The following is a 20,577-nucleotide window of genomic DNA, read 5'->3' as shown; positions in this document are numbered from 1 at the left end:
TCCTCCTGATGCGGGAGGGGCAGCTTCCTGTCTCGGGCCTTTCCGGCCCGTGAACAAGCGAAGATGCCCCTCCCGCATTCTGCATGCGTGGTCTACGCTGATGCCAGATCGACGACACTCGGGAGCGTCAATGAGGGCACGCAGCAGCATCCACGCCACGGATGCGCGCGCGTGCTCAGCCCTCGACGTCTACCAGAGCGGTGAAGCCTGTCAGACCATGCGAATACAGGCCGGCGAGTCTCGTCAGTCCATCTACCTACTCGATTCAAGGGTGCCGCCGATCCGGGCGGTGCCCTTTTTTCGTACGGATGCGAAAGCAGGTCCGCGATGCGAACTCTTGTCCTGAACGCAGGCTACGAACCACTCGGGGTGGTCTCCGACCGGCGGGCGCTCGTGCTGGTGCTCCATGGCAAGGCAAGCGTCATCGATGTGGATGAGGAGCATCCGGTGCTCGCGTCCAGCGGGGTCTGGGAGCGGCCCCGCGTCATCCTGCTGACGAGGTACGTGCGGGTGCCGATGGCGCGCATGCAGCCCGTCAGCCGGAAGGGCGTGCTGCGCCGGGACGCGAACCGGTGCGGCTACTGCGACGGGTTCGCGAACACGATCGACCACATCCTGCCCCGCTCGAGAGGAGGGCGCGACAGCTGGGAGAACCTCGTCGCATGCTGCCTGCGGTGCAACAACGTCAAGGGCGACAAGACTCCGGGGGAGATGGGGTGGCGACTCCGCCTCACCCCGCGCCCACCGCGGGCCACCGGCTGGTCGCCGCGCAGCGTCGAGCGCGAGCTGCCCGAGTGGGCGGCCTACCTGCCCGCCGCCTAGCGGTTTCGGGGTCAGCTGGCCGCGAGCTCATCTGCTCTCGACGCGAACGCTTCTGCACGTTCCTGCAGTTCGCGCTCGAACACGGGCTTCGTCGCCGCTCCCAGCGTCGAGGCGAAGACCGGGGACGCGAGCTTGTACGTGTACTTCCAGGTCGCCTTCGTGCCGCCGTCGACCGCCTCGAACCGCCAGCCCTCGCCGAACGAGGCGAGCCAGGCCGGGCCCTTGACCATCTCAGCGGAGCTCATGAGCGGTGCGTGCACAACCCGCAGCTCGAGGATCATGCGCCGCCCGCTCGGCGTCTTCGTGAAGAAGTGCGCGCCGGGGGCGGGTGCGCTTGCACCGCGGATGTACTGGCTGCGGACGACGCCGGGGTCCCAGCTGCGTGCCTCGCCAACGGTGTGCGCGAGCGCGAACGCCTCGTCGGGGGAGAGTGGCACGATCACGGACGCTTCCAGCTGAGGCATGGAACCAAGTCTAGGAGTGACTAGCCTGGTGCCATGACTGACGCCGATGCCCGTATCGAAGCCGCACGCAGAGCACTCGAGGAAGCCACGGCCGCCCTCGCCGCCGCCGAGGCAGAGGCCTCCGCGGCCACCGAGCCCGATCCCGCCACCGCCACCGCGGCGAGCGCATCCGGTCCGCTGGACGAGCAGCAGCTCGAGGCCGTGCGTGCCGGGTACGCGTTCGAGGCGGCTGCGCTCGAGATCGGCGCCATCGTGAACGGCGAGGCCGTCCCAGGGGTGCCCGTGCGCATCCCGCTTGCGATGACGAATCGACACGGGCTCGTCGCCGGGGCCACGGGCACCGGCAAGACCAAGACCCTGCAGGTCCTCGCAGAACAGCTCTCGGCGGCGGGGGTCCCCGTGTTCGCGGCCGACATCAAGGGAGACCTGTCCGGCATCGCCACCCCGGGCGAGCCGAACGACAAGCTGCTCGCGCGCACGCGGGGCATCGGCCAGGACTGGGTGCCCGCAGCCGCGCCGACAGAGGTGTTCTCCCTCGGCGGGCGCGGTGTCGGCGTTCCCATCCGCGCGACCGTGTCGAGCTTCGGACCGCTCATGCTCTCCAAGGTGCTCGGCCTCAACAAGACGCAGGAGTCGAGCCTCGGCCTGGTCTTCCACTTCGCGGACGAGCACGGGCTCGCACTCGTCGACCTTTCGGACCTGCGCACGGTGCTCCAGTACCTCACGAGCGCCGAGGGCAAGGCCGAGCTCGAGGGGATCGGCGGGCTCTCGAAGCAGACTGCCGGCGTGATCCTGCGGGAGCTCGTGAACTTCTCCGAGCAGGGCGCAGACATCTTCTTCGGCGAGACCGAGATCGACACGCGTGAGTTCCTGCGAGTGACGGACGACGGGCGCGGGGTCGTCAGCCTGCTCGAGCTGCCCGGCGTGGCCAGCAACCCGGCGCTCTTCTCGACGTTCCTCATGTGGCTCCTCGCGGATCTGTTCAACGAGCTCCCCGAGGTCGGCGACCTCGACAAGCCGAAGCTCGTGTTCTTCTTCGACGAGGCGCACCTGCTCTTCTCCGGCGCGTCGAAGGCGTTCATCGAGCAGATCACGCAGACCGTTCGGCTCATCCGCTCCAAGGGCGTCGGCATCTTCTTCGTCACGCAGACGCCCAAGGACGTGCCGGATGACGTGCTCGCCCAGCTCGGCTCGCGCATCCAGCACCAGCTGCGCGCGCACACGCCGGACGATGCGACCGCCCTGCGGCAGACGGTGCGCACGTATCCCAAGAGCGGGTACGACCTCGAAGCGGTGCTCACGCAGCTCGCCACCGGTGAGGCGATCGTCACGGTCATGAACGAGAAGGGCGCTCCCTCACCGGTCGCCTGGACTCGGCTGCGGGCCCCGCAGGCCTCTATGTCGCCGACCCCGGAAGAGGGCCTCCGCCAGCTGGTCGCCTCGTCGTCCCTGTACCCGCGGTATTCGCCGGTACTCGACCCGCAGTCGGCGCACGAGGTGCTCACGGCGAAGATGAACGCGGCGGCAGAACGGGAGCGCGCGGAAGCTGCGGCCGCCGAGGCTGAGAAGCAGGCGGCGAAGGATGCGAAGGAGCGGGAGCGCGCAGAGAAGGCCGCGCGCTCGCGCACGCAGACGCGGACCACCACCAGGGCGAGGCAGGACACCGGCAGTGGGAATGTCGTGAGCGACCTCCTCGGCTCCCGCACCGGCCAGACGATCGTGCGCGAGGTCGTGCGCGGCGTGTTCGGCACGCTCTTCAAGAAGCGCCGCTGACCGGCCGAGCGCGCACCGGCCGAGCACGACGGAGGCGGGTGGCGGATCTCCTCGATCCGCCACCCGCCTCCGTCATGCTGCCGCGTCGTTCAGCTCAGTGCGCTCGAACCGACATCGACGACGAACTCGGTGCCGCCCTTCAGCGCCGAACCGGCCCGGTCTCCTCAGGCGGGGGCGACGATCGGCACGCCCTCGCTCGGCTGCACGACCACGAACCCGGGGCCGTGGAACGCCAGCTGGAACGACTCACCGGATCCGCGGCCGATGAGCGAGCCCATCTTGAAGTCGTTCTTGATGGTCGGCTGCAGGTTCTGCGACCAGCAGATCGCCGCCTGCGGGTCGACGAAGGTGGGCTGCACGGAGCAGTCGAGCACCATGGGGGGTCCGTCGCTCGACACGGCAACGGTGCCGTGTCCGCCGACCTCGAGGTTGAAGAGGCCGCCCGTCATCATGCCCGCATTCGCGAGCATCTTGATGTCCCACTGCAGGTTCGCGTCGAACGCGAGCAGGTTGGACGTGTTGATGGTGATGCCCTCGCCCTCGAGCGTGAGCGTGAAGACGTCGGCGCCCTGGCGGGCGAAGAAGACCTCGCCCTGACCCCCGACGCGCATGAGCGAGCCGCCTTCGCCCGAGACCATCTTCTTCATGAACTTGCCGAGGCCGCCGGAGCCCTCGTGCTTGAAGTCGAACTGACCCTGGTAGGCGACCATCGCGCCCTTGGCCGCGAGGACCTCGGGGCCGAAGCCGACGCGCAGCATCTTCTTCGACTGCAGCACCCAACGCTCGGTGCTCTGGCTCTCCCGGTTCGCTTCCGCGAATAGCTCGCTGCGCATGCTCATTCTCCTTGTCGTCTGCTTCACTGAAGCACGATGCCTGCAATCGCGGGGCTGAGGGCCTCGCTGTTCGGAATCATATTGCCGTTCGCTTGCGGGGCGCATGGGGAGTGCTCCCCATGCGCCCCTGGCTTTCCTCAGGCTGGTGCGGTACCAGCGCCGTGAGATGCGGCGGGTGGTCGCTCTAGCTCAGTGCGATCTCGTTCGGCACTCCGGGGAGCGTCTCCGAGGTGGTGATCTCCTCGGTCTCGAGGTCGACCGCGTGGATGGTGCTCGTGGCCGGGTCGGTGACGTACGCGACGCCGTCCTGCACCTTCAGCGCGGGGTGAGCATCCTGCCACTCGGCCGGCCCCTCCCACGCGTCGATGACCGGGATCGAGGTGATGAGCGAGCCGTCCGCCTCAGCGAAGAGGTGCAGCGAGCCGTCGGAGCCGAGGATGATCGCCTCGTTGTCCGAGCCGCGACCGAGGTCGCGGAAAGTGTAGCCGACCCCTTCTGGCAGATCGTGCACGGAGATGGTGCCGGCCGCCGTGTCGACGAGGCTGAAGGCCTGGAGCAGGTATCCCTCGGCGTCCGGATCCGACTTGTAGTCGCCGAGCGCGATGGCCGATTCCTCGGTCGTGAACATGTTGCCGATGCGGCCGAAGTCGTCCGGCGACGAGAGCTTGGTGATCTCGCCGTTCGCGTAGGCCAGCGCACCGTTCTCGCAGCCAACGATGACGACCTCATCCTTCACTGTGCCCTCGCCGTGCACGCCGGGGCACTCGGCCGAGCGGGCGAGCTCGTTGCCGTCGGCGTCGGTCGCGACGATGCCGGTGCGGTCGCTGAGCGTCGTGACGAAGGTGCCGTCCGAGAGCTCGATGGAGACGCCGTGGTGTGCGGCGTCGCTCGCGACCGTCGTGGTCTCGGGCAGTGTCGTGTTGTCGGCGAGGAGCGCATCCGTGTCGAAGATGACGGAGTCGCCGGTGCCGTCGAAGAACAGCACGGTCTTGCCGGCGTGTGGCACGGCGTGGCCGGCCTTGGAGCCTTCGAACGTCAGGCCGGTGAGGGCCGGCTCCCGGGTGTCGAGCACCTGGAATCCGGTTTCGGTCGTCACCAGCACGTTCTGGCCGTCGCCGACGGGGTTGACGCGAGTGAATCCGTCGATGGGGACGTCGCCGACCACCTCGAGGGTGGCGGCGTCGAGAACGACGAGCCCGCCGTCGTAGGTGAGCGTGACCGTCTCCGATGCCGGAGCGGAGGCGGACCCGGGGGTTGCCACCGCTTCGCCTGGAGCGGCCGGGGTGGTCTGCGCGCAGCCGGTCAGGGCGAGGATGCCGAGTGCGGTGACGGCGATGGCGCCGCGCGTCTTCGATGGTGATGCGATGGTCATGGAGACCTTTCTGTGTGCGGATTTGCTTCTGGGATGGGGGATCGTGGTCGGGGCCGGTCGGGGCCGGTCGGAGCGTCAGGGGGCGAGGCCCGAGGTGATGCGCTCCGTGTTGGCGCGCATCATCTCGAGGTAGCTCTCGGCGCCGCCGCCGGCTGGCGTGAGCGATTCGGTGAACAGCGACTCGACGCGCACGTCGATGCCCGCCTCGTTCGCGAGGGCGCGGGCGAGGTCGTCCGGGCTCGATGCATCGGCGAAGATCGTGGAGACGCCGGCGGTCGTGATGTCCGCGCTGAGCTCGGCGAAGTCGGCGGCGCTCGGTGCTGCCAGCGTCGTCCCGCCGGGGATGACGGTGCCCACGACGGTGAAGCCGAATCGGTCTGCCAGGTAGCCGAACACGTGGTGGTTGGTGACGAGGCTCTTCGATGCGCTCGGGATGGTGTCGAACTGGTCCTGCATCCACGCGTCGAGCTCGTCGAGCTGACCGGCGTAGTCGGCGACAGAGGCGTCGAGCGCCGCTCGGTCGAGGCCAGCGACGTCGGTCGCGAGCTGGCTGCTGAGGGCGTCGACGACCGCCGACATCCTGGCGGGGTCGGTCCAGAAGTGCGGGTCGTCCATGCCCTCGGCGTCCCCTTCCGTGTAGGCGAGTGGCTCGAAGGCGTCGCTCGCGACGAAGTGGGGGATGCCCGCCGCGTCGACCTGCGTGAGGTGCTGCGCGACTCCCTCCTCCAGGCCGAGCCCGTTGGAGACGACGAAGTCGGCGTTCTCGATGGATGCGGCTTCCTGCGCGGAGAGGCTGAAGGAGTGAGGGTCGGCGCCGGGTTTCATGAGGGTCGTGACGGTGGCCTGGTCGCCGACGAGCTCGGTGACGACGTCGCCGAGGATGTTCGTGGTCACGACGATCTCGGGCCGGTCGTCGGTTCCCGTCGCGCTGCAGGACGCGAGACTCGCCGAGATGGTCAGGGCCGCGAACGCGGCGGCGGCCGTGCGGAGGGCCGGGAGCTGGATGCGCTTGCTCATGGTCAGTTCCCCGTCTGGAAGGCGAAGGCGGGCGCAGACGGGAGGTCGAGGGTGCGGGCGATTCGGGCGCCGTCCTTGTAGTCGATCTCGTGCAGGTCGGTGGAGGCGGGAGTGCTCAGGTAGGCGCGGCTCGTGTCGACGGAGAGGTGGACGCTCGCGGCGGAGTCCGGGGTACCGATGAGTCCCGCCTGCGTGCCGGTCACCTCACCGGTCTCCCCGTCGATGACCAGCAGCGCGCCTTGGCGGTCGACGGCGACGACGCGGCTGCTGTCGTCGGCGACTGCCACGGCGGTGAGGATCGGGGTCGCGGTGGGGATGAAGCTCAACTCCTGCGTCCTGGAGGAGGCGAGCCAGATGCCTGCGTCCCCGGCGGGGCCTGCGACGGCGGGCCGGTGCGGGCGGTTCTCGAGCGAGCTCGCCGGGCCGACGGGCGACGCGGACTGGCCTGTCGTGGCGCTGGCTTCCGGATAGGCGACTTTGGTGAGGGCGGGGGCAGCGGACTCGGCGCCTGCCTCCGCGGCCTCTGCGAACACGAGGCCGTCGGAGCACGCGAAGGTCGCACCGAGGCTCGTCTGCTGGACGTCGCCCAGGCCTGGGCACTCGACGCTGGCGCCCAGGTCCTGGCCGTCGAGCGAGTAGGCGCTCAGCGTCGGCGTTCCGCCTGCCGACTCGACGCGGCTGGCGACGACCGCATCGCCGACCGGGGCTGCGGCCGCATCGTGGGCGGTGGACTCGACCCGAGCGAGCTCGACCACCTCACCCTGCCCCAGTGCGTGACGGTCGAGGATGACGGTTGTCCCGGAGTCCTGGAAGCTGAGGGCGGCGACAGCCTCGTCCGAGGAGACGCGGGCGGGTCCTGCCTCCGCGAGGTGACCCGTGACCCCCGGCGTCGCGCGGTAGTAGTGCACGTGGTCGCCGTGCGGCACCGTCCACACACCCGTGTCGATGACCTGCGTGGTGCCGTCGCCGTCGGCTCCGGACCCCGTGAAGACGAATCGCCCGTCGCTCACCGCCCAGGCGGGTTCCGCGACGGAGTCGAGCGTGGTGGTCTCGCCCGTGAGGAGGTTGAGCACGTTCACGGAGCCGTCCGCTCCGATGCTCGCGATGCTCGACTGGGCTTCCGTGAGCTCCTCGGCGCCGGCGACGAAGCCGTGTGGCTGATCATCAGGCACCTGGCTTTCGGCGGGCGCCGCGGTCCCCTCGACGGGGGAGGCGCACCCGGCGAGGGTGAGCATCCCGACCGCTGCCAGGGCGGCGACGACGGGGCGTCGACTGATGGATCCGGAGAGAAGGGGGAGGGCTACGCGTGTGCGGGGCAAGACGTGACGCTTTCTGCTGGAGCGGTGGATGCGGAGGAGGTGCGGGCGCGCGCGCCACGGAACCGGGCCGGGCGCACGAGTGCGGCGACGGCGACGGACAGCACGGCGGCAAGCGCGATGGCGGGGCCGGCGGCTATCGAGAGGTGCCAGGAGGCGTAGAGGCCGACGACCACAGCGGCGACGCCGATGGCGCTGCCGAGCGCCATGATGCCGACGACGCTCTTGCGTGTGAGGGATGCCGCGGCCGGGGGAGCCAGGAGGAGCGCGGTGACGAGCAGGGTGCCGATGGCCTGGTACGACGCGATCACGGCGAGCGCGACGAGCGCGATGAGGGCGAGGCTCGCGCGCTCCGGTCGCAGGCCGAGGGTGTAGGCCTTGCGCTCGTCGAAGGCGAGGGCCGTGAAGCCGCGGTGGAAGAACGCGAGTCCGGCGACCGCGAGCACGAGCGCTGCGCCGATGAGCAGGAGTTCTGCCGGTCCGATGGCCAGCACGTCGCCGAAGAGCATGGCCGTGACGTCGACCGCGAAGCTCCCCGACCTGGAGACGATCGCGATGCCGAGCGCGAGCATCCCGACGAAGAGGATGCCGATGGCGGTGTCGTTGGAGAGGCGGGTGCGCTTAGTGAGGGTGCGCACGCCGACGGCCATGACGGCGGCAGAGGCGGCGGCGCCGGCGACGGGCGGGAAGCCGAGGAGCACCGAGAGCGCGACTCCGGGCAGGATGCCGTGGGCCAGCGCCTCGCCGAGAAAGGCCATGCCGCGCAGCACGACCCAGGTGCCGACGCAGGCGCACAGGACGGCGGCGAGTGAGCCGCCGATGAGGGCTCTGGCGAAGAAGCTCGCTTCGAGGGGATCGGTGAGGAAGGGCACGAGGAAGGACCGTAGCATAATGAAAACGCTTCTCATTACGGATAGGGTCGTCGACATGGCCCTCCTCACCACGCTGTCGAACGCGACCGTCCGCTACGACTCGCACGTCGCGCTCGCGGACGTCTCCATCGAGATCAGTCGCGCGGCGATCACCGTCGTCGTCGGCCACAACGGCTCAGGGAAGAGCACACTCCTCGGCGTGCTCGCCGGAACCACTCCACTCACCTCGGGCTCACTGCAATGGCACGACTTCGACGCCTCGCCGGGGCGGATCGCCTTCGTGCCGCAGCACGCGCGGCTCCCAGATGGTTTCCCGATGACGGTCGAGGCTGCGGTCGCGATGGGGCGCTGGGCTGGACGGCGCGGCCTGCCCGGCATCTTCGGACGCCACGGCGATAGGCGCCGCTCCGAGCGCCGCTCGGGAGCCGACCACGTGGAGGCGGCGATCGAGCTGCTGGGACTCGGCCCGCTCCGCGGACGCCTTCTCGGTGAGCTCTCCGGCGGACAACGGCAGCGCTCGCTCCTCGCGCAGGGCATCGCCCAGGACACTGAGCTGCTCCTGCTCGACGAGCCGACGGCGGGCGTGGACACGGACTCCAGCGCTCGCATCGCCGAGTGCCTGGAAGCGCTCACTGCCAGCGGCAAGACCGTGGTCGTCGCGAGCCACGACGCCCACGAGATCGCAGCAGCGGGAGCCGTCCTGGCGTTGCGCGATGGGCACGTCGTATCCGACACGACAGCGGAAGGCGCCCGACTGACCGGCTCGCTTCGTCACTAGGATGACGGAAGCACCCCGATCTCCGGACGAGGCGCGTCGGCGCCGCCAACGGCGCATCCCCCGCTGAAGGAGTCCGCAGTGAGCCAGTCCACCCCAATCGTGCGTTTCAACCTCAACCCGACGCTCCTGAGCCCGAAACAGGTGACGACGCTGCGCTGGATCTTCGGCATCGGCGGAGCAGTCGCACTCGTCCTCGGCATCGTCGCGTTGGCCTTCCCAGAGAAGGCGCTCACCGCCATCGCGTGGGTCTTCGGCATCTTCTTCGTGTTCACCGGAGTGCTGCGCCTCGTGCGCGCCATCGTCTCCAAGGGGCTCCCCACCGGCTGGCGCGTCTTCAACGCCGTTGTCGGCCTGCTGCTGATCGCCGGTGGAGTCGTCGCGCTCGTGCAGCCCGCCGCGCTCATCGACGCGCTCGGCATCCTCATCGCCATCACCTGGATCATCGAGGGCATCGCGTCCCTCGCGGATGCGTCCCCCGACCAGTCGCGCTGGTTCGCGATCATCTCGGGTGTGCTCAGCATCGTCGCCGGCCTGCTCATCCTGCTGTGGCCGGCCGGGGTCGTCGTCGTGATGCTGTGGATCGTCGCGTTCATCCTCATCATCGGCGGCATCACGCAGCTCGTGATGGCATTCCGGTTCGGCAAGACCGCCAGGAAGGCGTGACGATCATGGCGATCAAGAGCTCGGACATCCGCCTCGCCGACGAGGCGCCCACCTCGCGGCTTCGGACCGTCAAGCGCGTGCTCCTCGGCGGCTTCCTCGTCTTCGCGGGGGTCACGCACCTGACCGTCGCACGCGAGGAGTTCACGGCTCAGGTGCCGAAGTTCGTCACGAAGCACGCACCGTTGACAACCGACCAGGTGGTGCTCGCCTCCGGGGTCGCCGAGATCGTGCTTGGACTGTCGCTGCTCTTCGCCCGTCGAGCCCAGCGGCCGACCGTCGGCTGGGTTGCCGCGGCCTTCTTCGCGGCCGTGTTCCCCGGGAACCTCGCGCAGTTCTTGCACCGTCGGGACGCGTTCGGCCTCGACACCGACAAGAAGCGCTTCCTTCGCCTCTTCTTCCAGCCAGTGCTCATCGCCTGGTCGCTGTACTCGACCGGGGCCTGGCGCCGCCGCGTCAGGTAGGAGGGCAGGCGCGCGCGAGTCGCTACCCGTCTCGCCCCACCCGCAGCAGATTCGGGATGGGTTTCTCGCTTCCGGATGGTTTGTTTCCCATCCCGAAGCGAGAAACCCATCCCGAAACGCGCGAGAGGTGGGTGGAGCGCGGCGGCAGCCCGCGGCGGCCGGGTGCAGCTGAGCTAGTGGGACGCGGGCGCGCCCTGCTCGAGGCGGTCGAGATGCGCTGCTGCGTGGCGGTGCCCGAGCACCTCGTAGCCGACGACGACGACAACGGGCGCGAGCATCCCGACGAGCAAGCTGACCGAGATGCTTGCACCGTTCGCCGCCATGACGACACTTGCCGCGAGCACGGCGACGGATGCGAGCGCGAGCCCCACGTGGAAGACATCGATCGTGCGCAGCAGGTACGCGTACAGCGTGAACACCGTGAGCAGGAAGATTAGCACGGGGATCGCGACGGAGAGCACCGCCGTGACGTCGCTCACGTGGTAGTGCTCGTCGAACGTGTACGCCACGATGTGCAGACCAGCTCCGGTTGCGGCGATCGACGCGAAGATGAAGAAGTGGCCGTACCCCCACGGGAACGAGCGCTCCCGGTGGACGTGCAGCACCTCGGCCGCCGGCACCATGAAGTACACCCACCACATGCCGAAGATGAGCGCCATGCCGACGATGACGAGCACGATCGCGTCGAAGCTCCAGCCGTACTCGGTCGTGACGGTCGTGACGGCGGCGATCGTGCCGAAGACCCCTTCTCCGAGCGCGATGATTGCGAGCAGCGAGTAGCGCTCGGCGATGTGGTGCGCGTGCCAGGGCGTTGCCGAGCCGTTCTTGGCCCCGCGGCGTTCGGCGATGAGAGGGCCGGCGATCTCGACGAGGAGCGCGACGAGGCCGCCCAGCAGTGCGAAGACGAGTGTGAGCGGGAGGATCGCGATGACGATCCAGAGGATCTGCGCGATGGACACGAAGACCGCGTACGTCATGGCCGTCGTCCGGTAGCGTGAGCCGCCCCTGGCGGCGCGGAGCCACTGGCAGACGAGCGCGACGCGCATGACGACATACCCCGCGATCATGACGCGGTTGTCGAGTACCTCACCGTGATCGATGGACTCGAACATGGCCGGGAGCCCGAGGGCGAGGATGACCACGCCCGCCATCTGCACCATCGTCAGCAGCCGGAAGAGCCAGTCGTCGGTGTCGAAGGCCGAGGCGAACCAGGAGAAGTTGATCCACGCCCAGACCAGCGAGAACATCGCGAAGCCGAAGCCGATGATCGCGGGCACCGTGTGGCCCTCGGCGATGCCGTGGGCGAAGAGATTCCCGGCGGCGGCGAACGACGCGGCGAACGAGAGGTCGTAGAGCAGCTCGAGCGGCGTCGCGGCGCGTCCCTGCTCGTGGGTGTCGCGGCCGAGCATCCGCTGGAGCCCGTGGTTCAGTCGCCGCGGGGCAGGCTTGAGCGTTTCTGAGGTCATGAAGTCGTCCGATCTGGCGAAGTGAGCGAGCTCCGGAGGTCTCGCAGATCGACGCTGATGTTCCCCCACCGGCTCCGAAGCCTGTACATGCTACGTCGTCCTCCGCGTTCCCGCGCGTCGTCTCCCGCTGAGCACATGTGCAGATGCGACACTGCGGGGGTGGATGCACACCTCCGACCATGGGTGGCCGACGATGCCCCCGCCCTAGCGAACGCGATGCGGACGTCGCCGGACCTCGCAGCGCAGTTCCCGGGAGGGGTGCCGTCGACGGAACTCGACTTCGTCTCGTACATGGCACAGCACCTCGTCTCCGGCACGGCGAAGCACGACTTGGCGATCATCGTCGACGGGATCGCCGTGGGCAACGTGGGGCTCAGCAACATCGAGCACGTGCACCAGACGGGGTGGGCCTACTACTGGCTCGCGAAGGGGGCGCGGGGGAGGGGCCTCGCCACGCGGGGCCTCGCGACGATCGCCGACCTGGCGTTCACGGAGCTCGGCCTCTTCCGGCTCGAGCTCGGGCATCGCACGGGCAACGCCGCATCGTGCCGCGTCGCGAGCCGCGCCGGCTTCCGGCCAGAGGGGATCGAGCGACAGAAGCTGCGCTACGGGAACCAGCGCTTCGATGTGGAGACGCACGCGCGTCTGACGCTCGACCCGGTGCCGGACATCGAGCTCATCCCGCGCACGGCCTACCTGGCTGGCCCCCGCCAGCCGGATCTGACCCGCCCGGATCTCGGGCCCGCCTGACCGAGCGCGCACGGCGCAGGACACATGTCCCGGTGGGGGCCCGTCGAGTTCATGCGGGGTAACGCAATTGCACGCGGCCGCGCCGGTGGTGGCAGTTTGGTATCTGATCTCGCCCGAACTCCACTGCTGAGGACCCCCACGTGCGCATCTCCCCGACAGTTCCCGAGTCGATCGCCTCGCTGACGGCCGCCAAGCCGGAGGTCATCGAGCAGACGCTCGCGGCCTACTCGGCGCTCTACGAGGCACCCCAGGCGCTCGATGCGACGCTCCTGCACGGGTTCGCCCGCACGGTTGCACGCTGGCAGGGCAACGCGCAGCTCGCGGAGTGGCACCTCTCTCAAGGCGCGGACGCGCGCCTCGTCGGCGACGAGCTGCCCGCCGACCCGAAGCTCCGAGCGCTTGTCGAGCACGTCGACCTCATCACGGTATCGCCGGCGCTGGCGACGCACGAGGACCAGCACGTGCTGCCGCTCGCCGGCATCACGCCGGACGAGATCGTGCTCCTGAGCCAGCTCGTCGCGTTCGAGAGCTACCTCGCCCGCATGCTCGACGGCGACGCGCTCCTCGCTGGCCGGTCGCCAGAGCGGGTGGATGCGCCTGCGCGCTCGACGGTCGCGGCCGGTCGCTCGAAGGACCTCAGCGGACGCACGATCTCCGGCCGGCAGAAGCCGACCGCGTACACCCAGGAGCAGCTCGAGTGGTCGCCGTGGATCGCCGCTCCCGCGGAGGACGAGCTCACCGCCGAGCAGGTCGATTCCTTCGCCGCGAAGGCGACCACCAACAGCGTCTACTTCCGGCTCCTGTCTCGTGTACCCGCCGTGCTGAAGGCGCGCAGCGCGATCGACAACGCCGTCTTCCTGAGCAAGGACGGGCTGCCGCGTGCCGAGCGTGAGCTCGCGGCCGCCGTCGCGAGCAAGGTCAACGACTGCATCTACTGCGCGTCCGTGCACTCGCGGAAGGCGACGTTCCAGTCGAAGCGCCATGATGACGTCCAGCGGGTCATCGACGCGAGCCTGCCGAGGGACCCGAACTGGCAGCCGACCGCGCTCGAGACGCTGAGTGCTGGTCAGGATGCACGCTGGTCCGCCATCATCCGCTTCGCGGCGAACCTCTCGACGCTGCGCCCGAGCGCGACGCCGAGCCAGATCGAGGAGCTCCGCGAGCTCGGCCTCGACGACGCGGAGCTGTTCGACCTCGTCGGTTCGACCGCGTTCTTCGCGTGGGCGAACCGGCTCATGCTCAGCCTCGGCGAACCGAACTGGCCCGCGTCCGCCCCGTCCGCCGGCTGAGCATCCCGGCCCGCTTTCTCGCACCTTCTTCTGCACCCCAGCCACCGAGAGGTTCCCCTATGCCCATCGCACGTCGACTTCCCGCCGCCATCGCGGCCCTCGTCGCCAGCACGCTGCTGCTCACCGGCTGCGGCACCGTCACCCCCGAGGGCGGGGACGACGCCGAGACGATCACCGTCGTCGACGACCAGGACCGCGAGGTCACCATCGACGGACCCGTCGAGCGCGCGGTCGTGCTCAACAGCTACGGCAACGAGTTCGTGCGGGCGATCGGCGCGGGCGACACGGTTGTCGGCGTCGACCGCGCCTCCATCAACCGCCTCCCGTACCTGCCGGTCGACGAGGCAGACGTCATCGCCGAGGGCCTCGACCAGATCAACTACGAGGCGGTCGCCGAACTCGACCCCGACGTCGTCATCATGCCCCGCAACGCCGTCTGGCGTGAGGCCGCAGAGCAGCTCGAGTCGTTCGGCGTCCCCGTCGTCGTCGCGACCGCGTGGGACTACGCGGTCTTCGACGAGACCGTGAGCCTCCTCGGACAGGTCTTCCAGAAGGAAGAGGGCGCGCAGGCGGTCACCGACTTCTCGAGCGAGATCCTCGACGTCGTCGCGGAGCGCACCGAGGGCGTCGAGCCCGTGCCCGTGTACTGGGAGACGGTCGACCCGTACCTGACGGTGCTCCCCGGCTCCGGCTTCCACGCCATCATCGAGGCGGCCGGCGGCACCAACGTGTTCGAGAACGCCGCGGGCGGCGGTGACGAGCAGGAGGAGATCACGGTCGACCCCGCCGAGGTCGTCACCCGCAACCCTGCCGTCATCGTGCACGAGTTCGAACCCAGCGCCACGCCGACCGGCCAGGAGCGCTTCGACTCGCTCGGCGCGGAGATCACGGCCCGACCGGGCTGGTCGAACGTCGACGCCATCAAGAACGGTGAGGTGTACCTCGCGAACGGATGGGCGACCAGCGCCGTCGCGAAGTCCATCGGCGCCCTGTACCTGGCCAAGTGGCTGCACCCGGAAGAGTTCTCCGACGTCAACCCGGACGAGTTCCTCGAGCGCTGGGTCGTCGACTTCCAGGACACCGACTTCCCCGGTGCGAACGAGTACATCCAGCAGTACCAGGCGGGCGCGTAGTGACGGTCGCGACACCAGAGGCCGGCACAGGCTCGGCCGGCGAGCAGAACGCGGTCGCGTCGAGCGAGCGCAAGCGCGCCAACATCAAACGGCTCGCGATCATCGGCGGCCTCATCGTGAGCGCGCTCGCGATCATCGCCGCCGTCACGATCGGCACGGCCGGCGTCACCTTCGGGGACGTCTGGGCCGCGGTCGTGCTGTCGATCTTCGGCGGCACGCTCGAGAACGACTTCGCGCAGAAGTTCTCGATCGTGACGGAGCTGCGCCTGCCGCGAGTGCTGCTGGCCTTCGCGGCCGGCGCGGGACTCTCGCTCTCCGGTGTGCTCATGCAGGGGCTGCTGCGCAACCCGCTGGTCAGCCCCTTCACACTCGGCGTCTCGCCCGCCGCCGCATTCGGCGCAGCCCTCGCGATCACCATCGCCGGCGGCACGACCCTCCCGTCGTGGGCGATCATCGCGAGCGCGCTGGTCGTCTCCCTCGCCGTGTCCGCGCTTGTTCTCGGCCTGGCATCCGCCAAGGGCATGGCGATCGCCACCCTGCTGCTGCTCGGAATCGCCATCACACAGCTCTTCGAGGCGCTCACCGCCGCCCTGCAGTTCACGGCCAACGAGAACACGCTGCAGGCCATCGTGCGGTGGACCTTCGGCTCCGTGAACGACGCGACCTGGGGTGACGTGCAGACGGTCGGCATCCTTGTGCTCGCGACGATCCCGTTCGTGCTCTGGTTCGCGAAGGACCTCAACGCCGTCGCGTTCGCCGGCGACGACGCTGCCAAGAGCCTCGGCGTCAACGTGCAGGCACTCCGCGTGGGGCTCATCATCGTGGCGGTCGTGCTCGCCGCGGTCATCGTGAGCTTCTGCGGCGTCATCGGGTTCGTGGGCCTCGTCGGGCCCCACATCGCCCGCCTCATCATCGGCGCGGACCACCGCTACCTGATCCCGTTCTCGGTGGTCACCGGCGGCCTCCTGCTGCTGGTCGCCGACACGGTCGGGCGCACGATCCTCGCACCCGCCGTCATCCCCGTGGGCATCGTCGTCGCCTTCATCGGCGCGCCCATCTTCATCCAGCTCATCCTCACGAGGAAGACGGCCCTCAAATGAGCCTGACGATCGACGGCATCGAGTTCGCCTACGGCAAGCACAAGGTGCTGAAGGGCGTGAGCCTCGAGGTGCAGGACGGAACGTTCTGCGCGCTCCTCGGCCCCAACGGCTCCGGCAAGTCGACGCTGACGAAGGTCATCGCCCGCGTGCACAAGCCGAGCGAGGGCACCGTGACGTTCGACGGCACGGACGTGCTGAGCCTCGGCAGGCGCGAGCACGCCAGGACGGTGGCCTACGTGCCGCAGTCCGGCGAAGCTCCGTTCGACCTGACCGTCCGGGAGGCGGTGCTCCTCGGCCGGACCCCCCACTACGGCATGGCCCCCGGCGCCGAGGACTGGCGGCACGTGCAGGACGCCATCACGCTGCTCAACCTCGACGAGCTCGTCGACCGCAACATGTCGGAGCTGTCCGGCGGGCAGGCGCAGCGTGTGCTCGTGGCCAGGGCGCTCGCGCAGGACCCGAAGGTGCTGCTGCTCGACGAGCCGACCAGCGCCCTCGACCTGCGCTACCAGATCGAGACGCTGCAGATCGTGCGCCGCATCACCCGCACGAAAGGCATCACCGCGCTCATCGCCATCCACGACCTGAACCACGCCGGTCGCTTCTGCGACCAGATCGTCATGCTCGACCAGGGCACGATCATCAAGAGCGGCACTCCAGCCGAGGCGCTGCAGGAGGACACGCTCAAGCAGGTCTACGGACTGCGCGTGACCGTCGAGGAGCGCGAGGGCTTCGTCGAGGTGCGCCCCGTCGTCGAGGACGACCTGGAGTACCGCATCTGATGTTCGACGCCGTCATCGTCGGGGGAGGGCCGCGCGCCGTCGCCACGGCGCTCCGGGTGGCGGCTCGCCGGCCCGCGACGCGCATCCGCATCGCCATCGTCGACGCGATCGACGTCGGCGCCGGGGCGACCTGGCGCATCGACCAGCCGGCCGAGTTCCTCAACAACACGACGTCCGGCTCGACGACCATCCACGCCGATGAGTCGACCAGGATGTCCGGGCCGGTCGTGCCCGGCCCAGACCTCGTCGACTGGGCGGCGGCGATCGTGGAGCGCGGTGCGCACCCGACCCCATGGGTTCTCGAGGAGGCCCGGGGCGTCCGGCCCGGGAGCTTCCCTTCGAGACGCCTGCAGGGCGTCTACTTCCGCGAGCAGCTGGACGCCGCCGAAGCGAGCGGAGACGTCAGCGTCACCCGCATCGACGGGACGGCAGTGGATCTGCGAGCCGATGACGCCGAGACGCGCACCGTGGTCCTCGCCGACGGCACCGAGCTGACGGCATCGGTCGTGGTGCTCGCCCAGGGCATGGTGCAAGCTCTGCCGAGCGAGGAGACGGAGCGGTTCGAGCGAGCCGCTCGCGAGCGGGGCCTCGTCTACATTGCGCCGGGAATGCCGGCCGAGCAGGACTGGTCGGCCGTCCCCCGGGGTGAGCACGTCATCGTCCGCGGACTCGGAGCGAACTTCTTCGATGTCGTCGCCGTGCTCACGGCGGGCCGGGGCGGCAGGTTCGAGCCCATCGCGGGCGACACGAGGGGCAGACTGCGGTACCTGCCCTCCGGCCGCGAGCCGATCCTGCACGCCGGCTCGCGCCGCGGCGTGCCGTATCGCGCGAAGGCCGACGGCTGGGCGGAAGCGACGCCCTTCTCCGCCCGCGTAGCTGACCGCGCCTGGTTCGACGCGCTCGCCGCGGCGGAACCCGCGTCGCTCGACTTCCGCCGAGACGTGTGGCCCGGGATCGCCCGGGAGCTCGCCGTCGCGTACCTGACGGCACTCGCCGGGTGGGCCCCGGAAGCGATGCTGGTGCCGTTGCAAGCCGCCCTCGAGGAACTCGACGGTGCGCAGGACGTGGCCGCTCTCGACGCGGTGCTCACCGCATCGATCGACCAGGACCTGGACGATGGAGCGCACGCCTTCACGATCGACTCCCTTCGCCGGCCCACGCGAGGCGAGCAGGTCACAGCAGAGCAGTGGGCACGGCAGGTCGCGCAGCTCGTCGAAGCGGAACTCGGCTCGATGTCCACACCGGACACGCACCCGCGCGCCGCCGTCAACCGCGCGATGGGCGCGCTCCGGGGCCAGGCCGGACGCCTCTCCGCCGCCGGCGTCCTCGAGGGGCGATCGGCAGTCCTGGACTTCGAGGGGTGGTTCAACGCCGACGGCTTGTTCCTCGCATCCGGTCCGCCCTCAGGGCGCACCCGCGAGGTCCTCTCGCTCATCGACGCCGGGATCCTCCACCTCACCGGACCCGAGACCGAGGTCTGGCTCGACGAGGCGGCTGGCGAGTTCGTAGCGCGCTCGGCGATCACCGGCATCGTCGTCCGGGCACGTGCGCTCATCGAGCCCCGAATGTCGAAGGGCAAGGTGCCGGCGACCAACGACCCGCTGCTCCGAGTACTGCTCGACTCGGGCCGCGCCCGCGTGCACACGCGGCGCTCCCGGGACGGCGTCGACGTGGAGACGGACAGCATGGAGGCGACGGGGGCAGCGCTGGACGATCAAGCGCCAGGCCTCAACCTCGTGGGTCGCGACGGCGCCGTGGACGAGCGTGTCGTCGTGCTCGGGATACCGGCGCTCAGCACGCAGCCTGGCAGTGCGATCGGCGCGACCCCGGGCAAGCCGTCGCCGCTGCTTGCGGGTGCGGATGTCGCGGCCAGGCAGATTATCGCCGCCGCGCAGTCGCAGTCGCAGGATGTGGGACAGCTGCGGGCCTGAGACGGGCCCAGCCGCGCCGCGCATCCACCCATCCCGAGACCGAGACCGAGCCCAGCGCGGGCTCAGACCTGGACGGGCTCCGGGCGTCGATCGTGCGCGCCCCGGCTGGCCCAGGTCAGTGCGGCGATGACCGTCGCGACAAGACTCAGCCCGCCGAGTACCGCGGCGGTCGGCGCGAGTCCGAGCCAGGCGCCGAGGAGTCCCGCCGCCGGGTAGCAGAGTATGTAGCAGGCATGCGAGAGCGAGAACTGGGCCGCGAAGACGGCCGGCCGCTCATCGCTCGTCGCCGCTCGGCGCAGCAGGCGAGACGACGGGGTCAGCACGAGTGAAGTGGCCGCGCCAAGGAGCCCCCACACGGGGAGGGAGAGTAACCACCCCAGCTCGCTCGACGTCGAGAGGGTGCCAGCCGCAGCGAGGAGCCCGACGGGGACCAACGCGGCTCCTGTGAGCATCACGCTGCGGTCGGAGACTCGCTCGAGCACGCGAGGCAGGCCGAGGGCGACGAGCATGGACCCCGCGCCTGAGCACGCGAGGAGCACGGCGAGGTCGGACTGCGGCCGCCCGAGCTGCGCCTGCACGAACACGACGGAGTTGACGATGACCATCGCCGTCCCCGCGGCGACCGCGAGGTTCAGAGCCAGGAGCGCCCTGAGGTCTCGGGTGCGCCAGAAGACCCGGATGCCGGAGGTCAGGCGAGCGAGGAAGGGGCTCGGCACGGCGGGCGCAACGCTCGGGAACCTGGTCGCGGCGACGAGCGTCGCCGAGACGAGGAAGCCGACGACAGTGCCGACGAACAGCGAGTTGTAGGTGACCACCGTCAGCAGCAGGGCAGCGAGGACTGGGCTTGCGAGCGCCTCGAGGTCGTAGGCGAGGCGGGAGAGCGAGAGTGCGCGTGTGTAGCGGCGCTCGTCCGGGAGCACGTCGGGGATCACAGCCTGGAACGTCGGCGTGAAGGTCGCCGACGCCGCCTGCAGCACGAAGATCAGCAGGTAGACCTGCCAGACCTCGCCGACGAACGGCAGCCCGAGGGCGATGGTGGCGCGGATGAGGTCGGCTGAGATGAGAACTCGCTTCCTCGACCACCGGCTCGTCACTGCGGCCATGACTGGAGAGACCACGACGTAGGCGATCATCTTGATCGTGAGGGCCGTGCCGAGCACGATGCCGGCGTCGCCGCCCGCGAGGTCGAAGGCGAGGAGGCCGAGCGCGACCGTGAGGAGGCCCGTCCCGACGAGGGCGACGACCTGCGCCCCGAAGAGGTGCCGGAACGCCCGGTTCGCGAGCAGCTCAGGCATCGGAGTCCCCATCGGCGACCAGGCCGCGCGCGGCGCCGTTCCGGTGGTGCGGCGGGATGGCGTCGGCGCCGCCGACTCCAGCGACGGAGTGCTCGGCCTGGAAGATGGCGTCCGCGACGAGACGCCTGGCGTGCCCGTTGATGAGCCGGTAGAAGACGCGTGTGCCCTCCTGTCTGGTGGCGACGATCCTCGCGAGTCGCAGCTTCGCGAGGTGCTGCGAGACGCTCGCCGGCGTCTTCCCGACGGCTTCGGCGAGGTCGTTGACCGCGTGCTCACCGGTGTCCAGGATCAGCACGATGCGCACGCGGGTCGCGTCGGCGAGCATCCCGAAGACCTCGGCCGCGAGTTCGACGGTGGGGCTGTCCAGCTCGACGAGCGGTGAGGTGTCGGCGGGACCGAGTGATGCGCTCGGCCCTGCCTGCTTATCTGCATGCATACGCAGATAGTGTCACACGATCTA

20 protein-coding genes are annotated in these 20,577 nt (G+C 69.7%); 11 read left to right on the top strand and 9 right to left on the bottom strand.

Annotation, left to right across the window (positions count from 1 at the left end; all coding sequences use genetic code 11):
- The first annotated feature begins 327 nt into the window (after positions 1-327).
- Positions 328-822 (top strand): HNH endonuclease, encoded by a 495-nt coding sequence (locus tag C5C17_RS13240; RefSeq protein WP_104253808.1) that lies wholly within the window; start codon positions 328-330, stop codon positions 820-822.
- 11 nt (positions 823-833) lie between these two features.
- On the opposite strand, the gene C5C17_RS13235 is transcribed toward C5C17_RS13240, so the two are convergent.
- Positions 834-1,286 carry an SRPBCC family protein gene (locus C5C17_RS13235; RefSeq protein WP_104253807.1) on the bottom strand — a complete coding sequence of 151 codons (453 nt, stop codon included), beginning with the start codon at positions 1,284-1,286 and terminating at the stop codon, positions 834-836.
- Positions 1,287-1,319: 33 nt separating this feature from the next.
- On the opposite strand from C5C17_RS13235, the gene C5C17_RS13230 reads away from it, so the two are divergent.
- Positions 1,320-3,059 (top strand): helicase HerA-like domain-containing protein, encoded by a 1,740-nt coding sequence (locus tag C5C17_RS13230; RefSeq protein ID WP_104253806.1) that lies wholly within the window; start codon positions 1,320-1,322, stop codon positions 3,057-3,059.
- 164 nt (positions 3,060-3,223) lie between these two features.
- Here the strand turns inward: C5C17_RS13230 and C5C17_RS13225 are convergent, their stop codons facing one another.
- The 5 genes from C5C17_RS13225 to aztB form a co-directional block, all read right to left on the bottom strand.
- A complete protein-coding gene (locus tag C5C17_RS13225) occupies positions 3,224-3,892 on the bottom strand; it encodes an AIM24 family protein (RefSeq protein WP_104253805.1) in 669 nt (222 codons plus the stop codon).
- A gap of 184 nt (positions 3,893-4,076) precedes the next feature.
- Entirely contained in the window at positions 4,077-5,264 is a 1,188-nt protein-coding gene (locus C5C17_RS13220) for a hypothetical protein (protein ID WP_104253804.1), read from the bottom strand.
- A 75-nt stretch (positions 5,265-5,339) separates the two neighbouring features.
- Positions 5,340-6,281: a zinc ABC transporter substrate-binding protein AztC gene (gene aztC / locus C5C17_RS13215; RefSeq protein WP_104253803.1), complete on the bottom strand. Its 942-nt coding sequence runs from the start codon at positions 6,279-6,281 to the stop codon at positions 5,340-5,342.
- A 2-nt stretch (positions 6,282-6,283) separates the two neighbouring features.
- Positions 6,284-7,600 carry a hypothetical protein gene (locus C5C17_RS13210; RefSeq protein ID WP_146079178.1) on the bottom strand — a complete coding sequence of 439 codons (1,317 nt, stop codon included), beginning with the start codon at positions 7,598-7,600 and terminating at the stop codon, positions 6,284-6,286.
- Positions 7,582-8,469 (bottom strand): zinc ABC transporter permease AztB, encoded by an 888-nt coding sequence (gene aztB, locus C5C17_RS13205; protein WP_258066201.1) that lies wholly within the window; start codon positions 8,467-8,469, stop codon positions 7,582-7,584. The genes C5C17_RS13210 and aztB overlap by 19 nt, the downstream gene beginning before the upstream one ends.
- A 55-nt stretch (positions 8,470-8,524) precedes the next feature.
- Between aztB and C5C17_RS13200 the strand changes: the two genes are divergently transcribed.
- The 3 genes from C5C17_RS13200 to C5C17_RS13190 all read left to right on the top strand — a co-directional run bounded on the left by C5C17_RS13200 (position 8,525) and on the right by C5C17_RS13190 (position 10,371).
- Positions 8,525-9,247 (top strand): metal ABC transporter ATP-binding protein, encoded by a 723-nt coding sequence (locus tag C5C17_RS13200; protein ID WP_181028596.1) that lies wholly within the window; start codon positions 8,525-8,527, stop codon positions 9,245-9,247.
- 78 nt (positions 9,248-9,325) lie between these two features.
- Positions 9,326-9,910 carry an HdeD family acid-resistance protein gene (locus C5C17_RS13195; protein WP_181028595.1) on the top strand — a complete coding sequence of 195 codons (585 nt, stop codon included), beginning with the start codon at positions 9,326-9,328 and terminating at the stop codon, positions 9,908-9,910.
- A gap of 5 nt (positions 9,911-9,915) precedes the next feature.
- Positions 9,916-10,371: a hypothetical protein gene (locus C5C17_RS13190; protein WP_104253893.1), complete on the top strand. Its 456-nt coding sequence runs from the start codon at positions 9,916-9,918 to the stop codon at positions 10,369-10,371.
- Between the two features lie 173 nt (positions 10,372-10,544).
- On the opposite strand, the gene C5C17_RS13185 is transcribed toward C5C17_RS13190, so the two are convergent.
- A complete protein-coding gene (locus tag C5C17_RS13185; protein ID WP_219820509.1) occupies positions 10,545-11,837 on the bottom strand; it encodes a low temperature requirement protein A in 1,293 nt (430 codons plus the stop codon).
- 159 nt (positions 11,838-11,996) lie between these two features.
- On the opposite strand from C5C17_RS13185, the gene C5C17_RS13180 reads away from it, so the two are divergent.
- From C5C17_RS13180 to C5C17_RS13155, 6 genes are all read left to right on the top strand, one after another.
- Positions 11,997-12,587 (top strand): GNAT family N-acetyltransferase, encoded by a 591-nt coding sequence (locus C5C17_RS13180; RefSeq protein WP_104253798.1) that lies wholly within the window; start codon positions 11,997-11,999, stop codon positions 12,585-12,587.
- A 140-nt stretch (positions 12,588-12,727) separates the two neighbouring features.
- Positions 12,728-13,876 carry a peroxidase-related enzyme gene (locus C5C17_RS13175; RefSeq protein WP_104253797.1) on the top strand — a complete coding sequence of 383 codons (1,149 nt, stop codon included), beginning with the start codon at positions 12,728-12,730 and terminating at the stop codon, positions 13,874-13,876.
- Between the two features lie 59 nt (positions 13,877-13,935).
- On the top strand, positions 13,936-15,009 hold the full coding sequence (locus C5C17_RS13170; RefSeq protein WP_104253796.1) for an ABC transporter substrate-binding protein: 1,074 nt from the start codon (positions 13,936-13,938) through the stop codon (positions 15,007-15,009).
- Positions 15,009-16,109, top strand: coding sequence for an iron ABC transporter permease (locus tag C5C17_RS13165; RefSeq protein WP_104253795.1), 1,101 nt, complete (start codon positions 15,009-15,011; stop codon positions 16,107-16,109). Before C5C17_RS13170 ends, C5C17_RS13165 begins: the two co-directional genes overlap by 1 nt.
- On the top strand, positions 16,106-16,891 hold the full coding sequence (locus C5C17_RS13160; protein ID WP_104253794.1) for an ABC transporter ATP-binding protein: 786 nt from the start codon (positions 16,106-16,108) through the stop codon (positions 16,889-16,891). Before C5C17_RS13165 ends, C5C17_RS13160 begins: the two co-directional genes overlap by 4 nt.
- Positions 16,891-18,822, top strand: a complete 1,932-nt coding sequence (locus C5C17_RS13155; RefSeq protein WP_104253793.1) for an FAD/NAD(P)-binding protein — start codon at positions 16,891-16,893, stop codon at positions 18,820-18,822. Before C5C17_RS13160 ends, C5C17_RS13155 begins: the two co-directional genes overlap by 1 nt.
- Before the next feature lie 62 nt (positions 18,823-18,884).
- On the opposite strand, the gene C5C17_RS13150 is transcribed toward C5C17_RS13155, so the two are convergent.
- Positions 18,885-20,117 carry an MFS transporter gene (locus C5C17_RS13150; RefSeq protein WP_104253792.1) on the bottom strand — a complete coding sequence of 411 codons (1,233 nt, stop codon included), beginning with the start codon at positions 20,115-20,117 and terminating at the stop codon, positions 18,885-18,887.
- Positions 20,110-20,553: a metalloregulator ArsR/SmtB family transcription factor gene (locus C5C17_RS13145; RefSeq protein ID WP_104253791.1), complete on the bottom strand. Its 444-nt coding sequence runs from the start codon at positions 20,551-20,553 to the stop codon at positions 20,110-20,112. Before C5C17_RS13145 ends, C5C17_RS13150 begins: the two co-directional genes overlap by 8 nt.
- Positions 20,554-20,577 lie beyond the last annotated feature (24 nt).

This window comes from Pseudoclavibacter sp. RFBA6, from assembly GCF_002931575.1.
Taxonomy (GTDB): Bacteria; Actinomycetota; Actinomycetes; order Actinomycetales; family Microbacteriaceae; genus Pseudoclavibacter; species Pseudoclavibacter terrae.
Note: the sequence above shows the minus strand (reverse complement) of the source record. Positions and strands in the feature narration are given on the sequence as shown.

What these genes read in the sequence shown, in the direction of transcription:
- C5C17_RS13190 (WP_104253893.1), top strand. Translation starts at nt 9,916, where the DNA reads ATGGCGATCAAGAGCTCGGACATCCGCCTCGCCGACGAGGCGCCCACC.
- C5C17_RS13235 (WP_104253807.1), bottom strand. Translation starts at nt 1,286, where the DNA reads ATGCCTCAGCTGGAAGCGTCCGTGATCGTGCCACTCTCCCCCGACGAG.
- C5C17_RS13230 (WP_104253806.1), top strand. Translation starts at nt 1,320, where the DNA reads ATGACTGACGCCGATGCCCGTATCGAAGCCGCACGCAGAGCACTCGAG.
- C5C17_RS13220 (WP_104253804.1), bottom strand. Translation starts at nt 5,264, where the DNA reads ATGACCATCGCATCACCATCGAAGACGCGCGGCGCCATCGCCGTCACC.
- C5C17_RS13200 (WP_181028596.1), top strand. Translation starts at nt 8,525, where the DNA reads ATGGCCCTCCTCACCACGCTGTCGAACGCGACCGTCCGCTACGACTCG.
- C5C17_RS13185 (WP_219820509.1), bottom strand. Translation starts at nt 11,837, where the DNA reads ATGACCTCAGAAACGCTCAAGCCTGCCCCGCGGCGACTGAACCACGGG.
- C5C17_RS13225 (WP_104253805.1), bottom strand. Translation starts at nt 3,892, where the DNA reads ATGCGCAGCGAGCTATTCGCGGAAGCGAACCGGGAGAGCCAGAGCACC.
- C5C17_RS13145 (WP_104253791.1), bottom strand. Translation starts at nt 20,553, where the DNA reads ATGCATGCAGATAAGCAGGCAGGGCCGAGCGCATCACTCGGTCCCGCC.
- C5C17_RS13155 (WP_104253793.1), top strand. Translation starts at nt 16,891, where the DNA reads ATGTTCGACGCCGTCATCGTCGGGGGAGGGCCGCGCGCCGTCGCCACG.
- C5C17_RS13160 (WP_104253794.1), top strand. Translation starts at nt 16,106, where the DNA reads ATGAGCCTGACGATCGACGGCATCGAGTTCGCCTACGGCAAGCACAAG.
- aztC (WP_104253803.1), bottom strand. Translation starts at nt 6,281, where the DNA reads ATGAGCAAGCGCATCCAGCTCCCGGCCCTCCGCACGGCCGCCGCCGCG.
- C5C17_RS13150 (WP_104253792.1), bottom strand. Translation starts at nt 20,117, where the DNA reads ATGCCTGAGCTGCTCGCGAACCGGGCGTTCCGGCACCTCTTCGGGGCG.
- C5C17_RS13240 (WP_104253808.1), top strand. Translation starts at nt 328, where the DNA reads ATGCGAACTCTTGTCCTGAACGCAGGCTACGAACCACTCGGGGTGGTC.
- C5C17_RS13170 (WP_104253796.1), top strand. Translation starts at nt 13,936, where the DNA reads ATGCCCATCGCACGTCGACTTCCCGCCGCCATCGCGGCCCTCGTCGCC.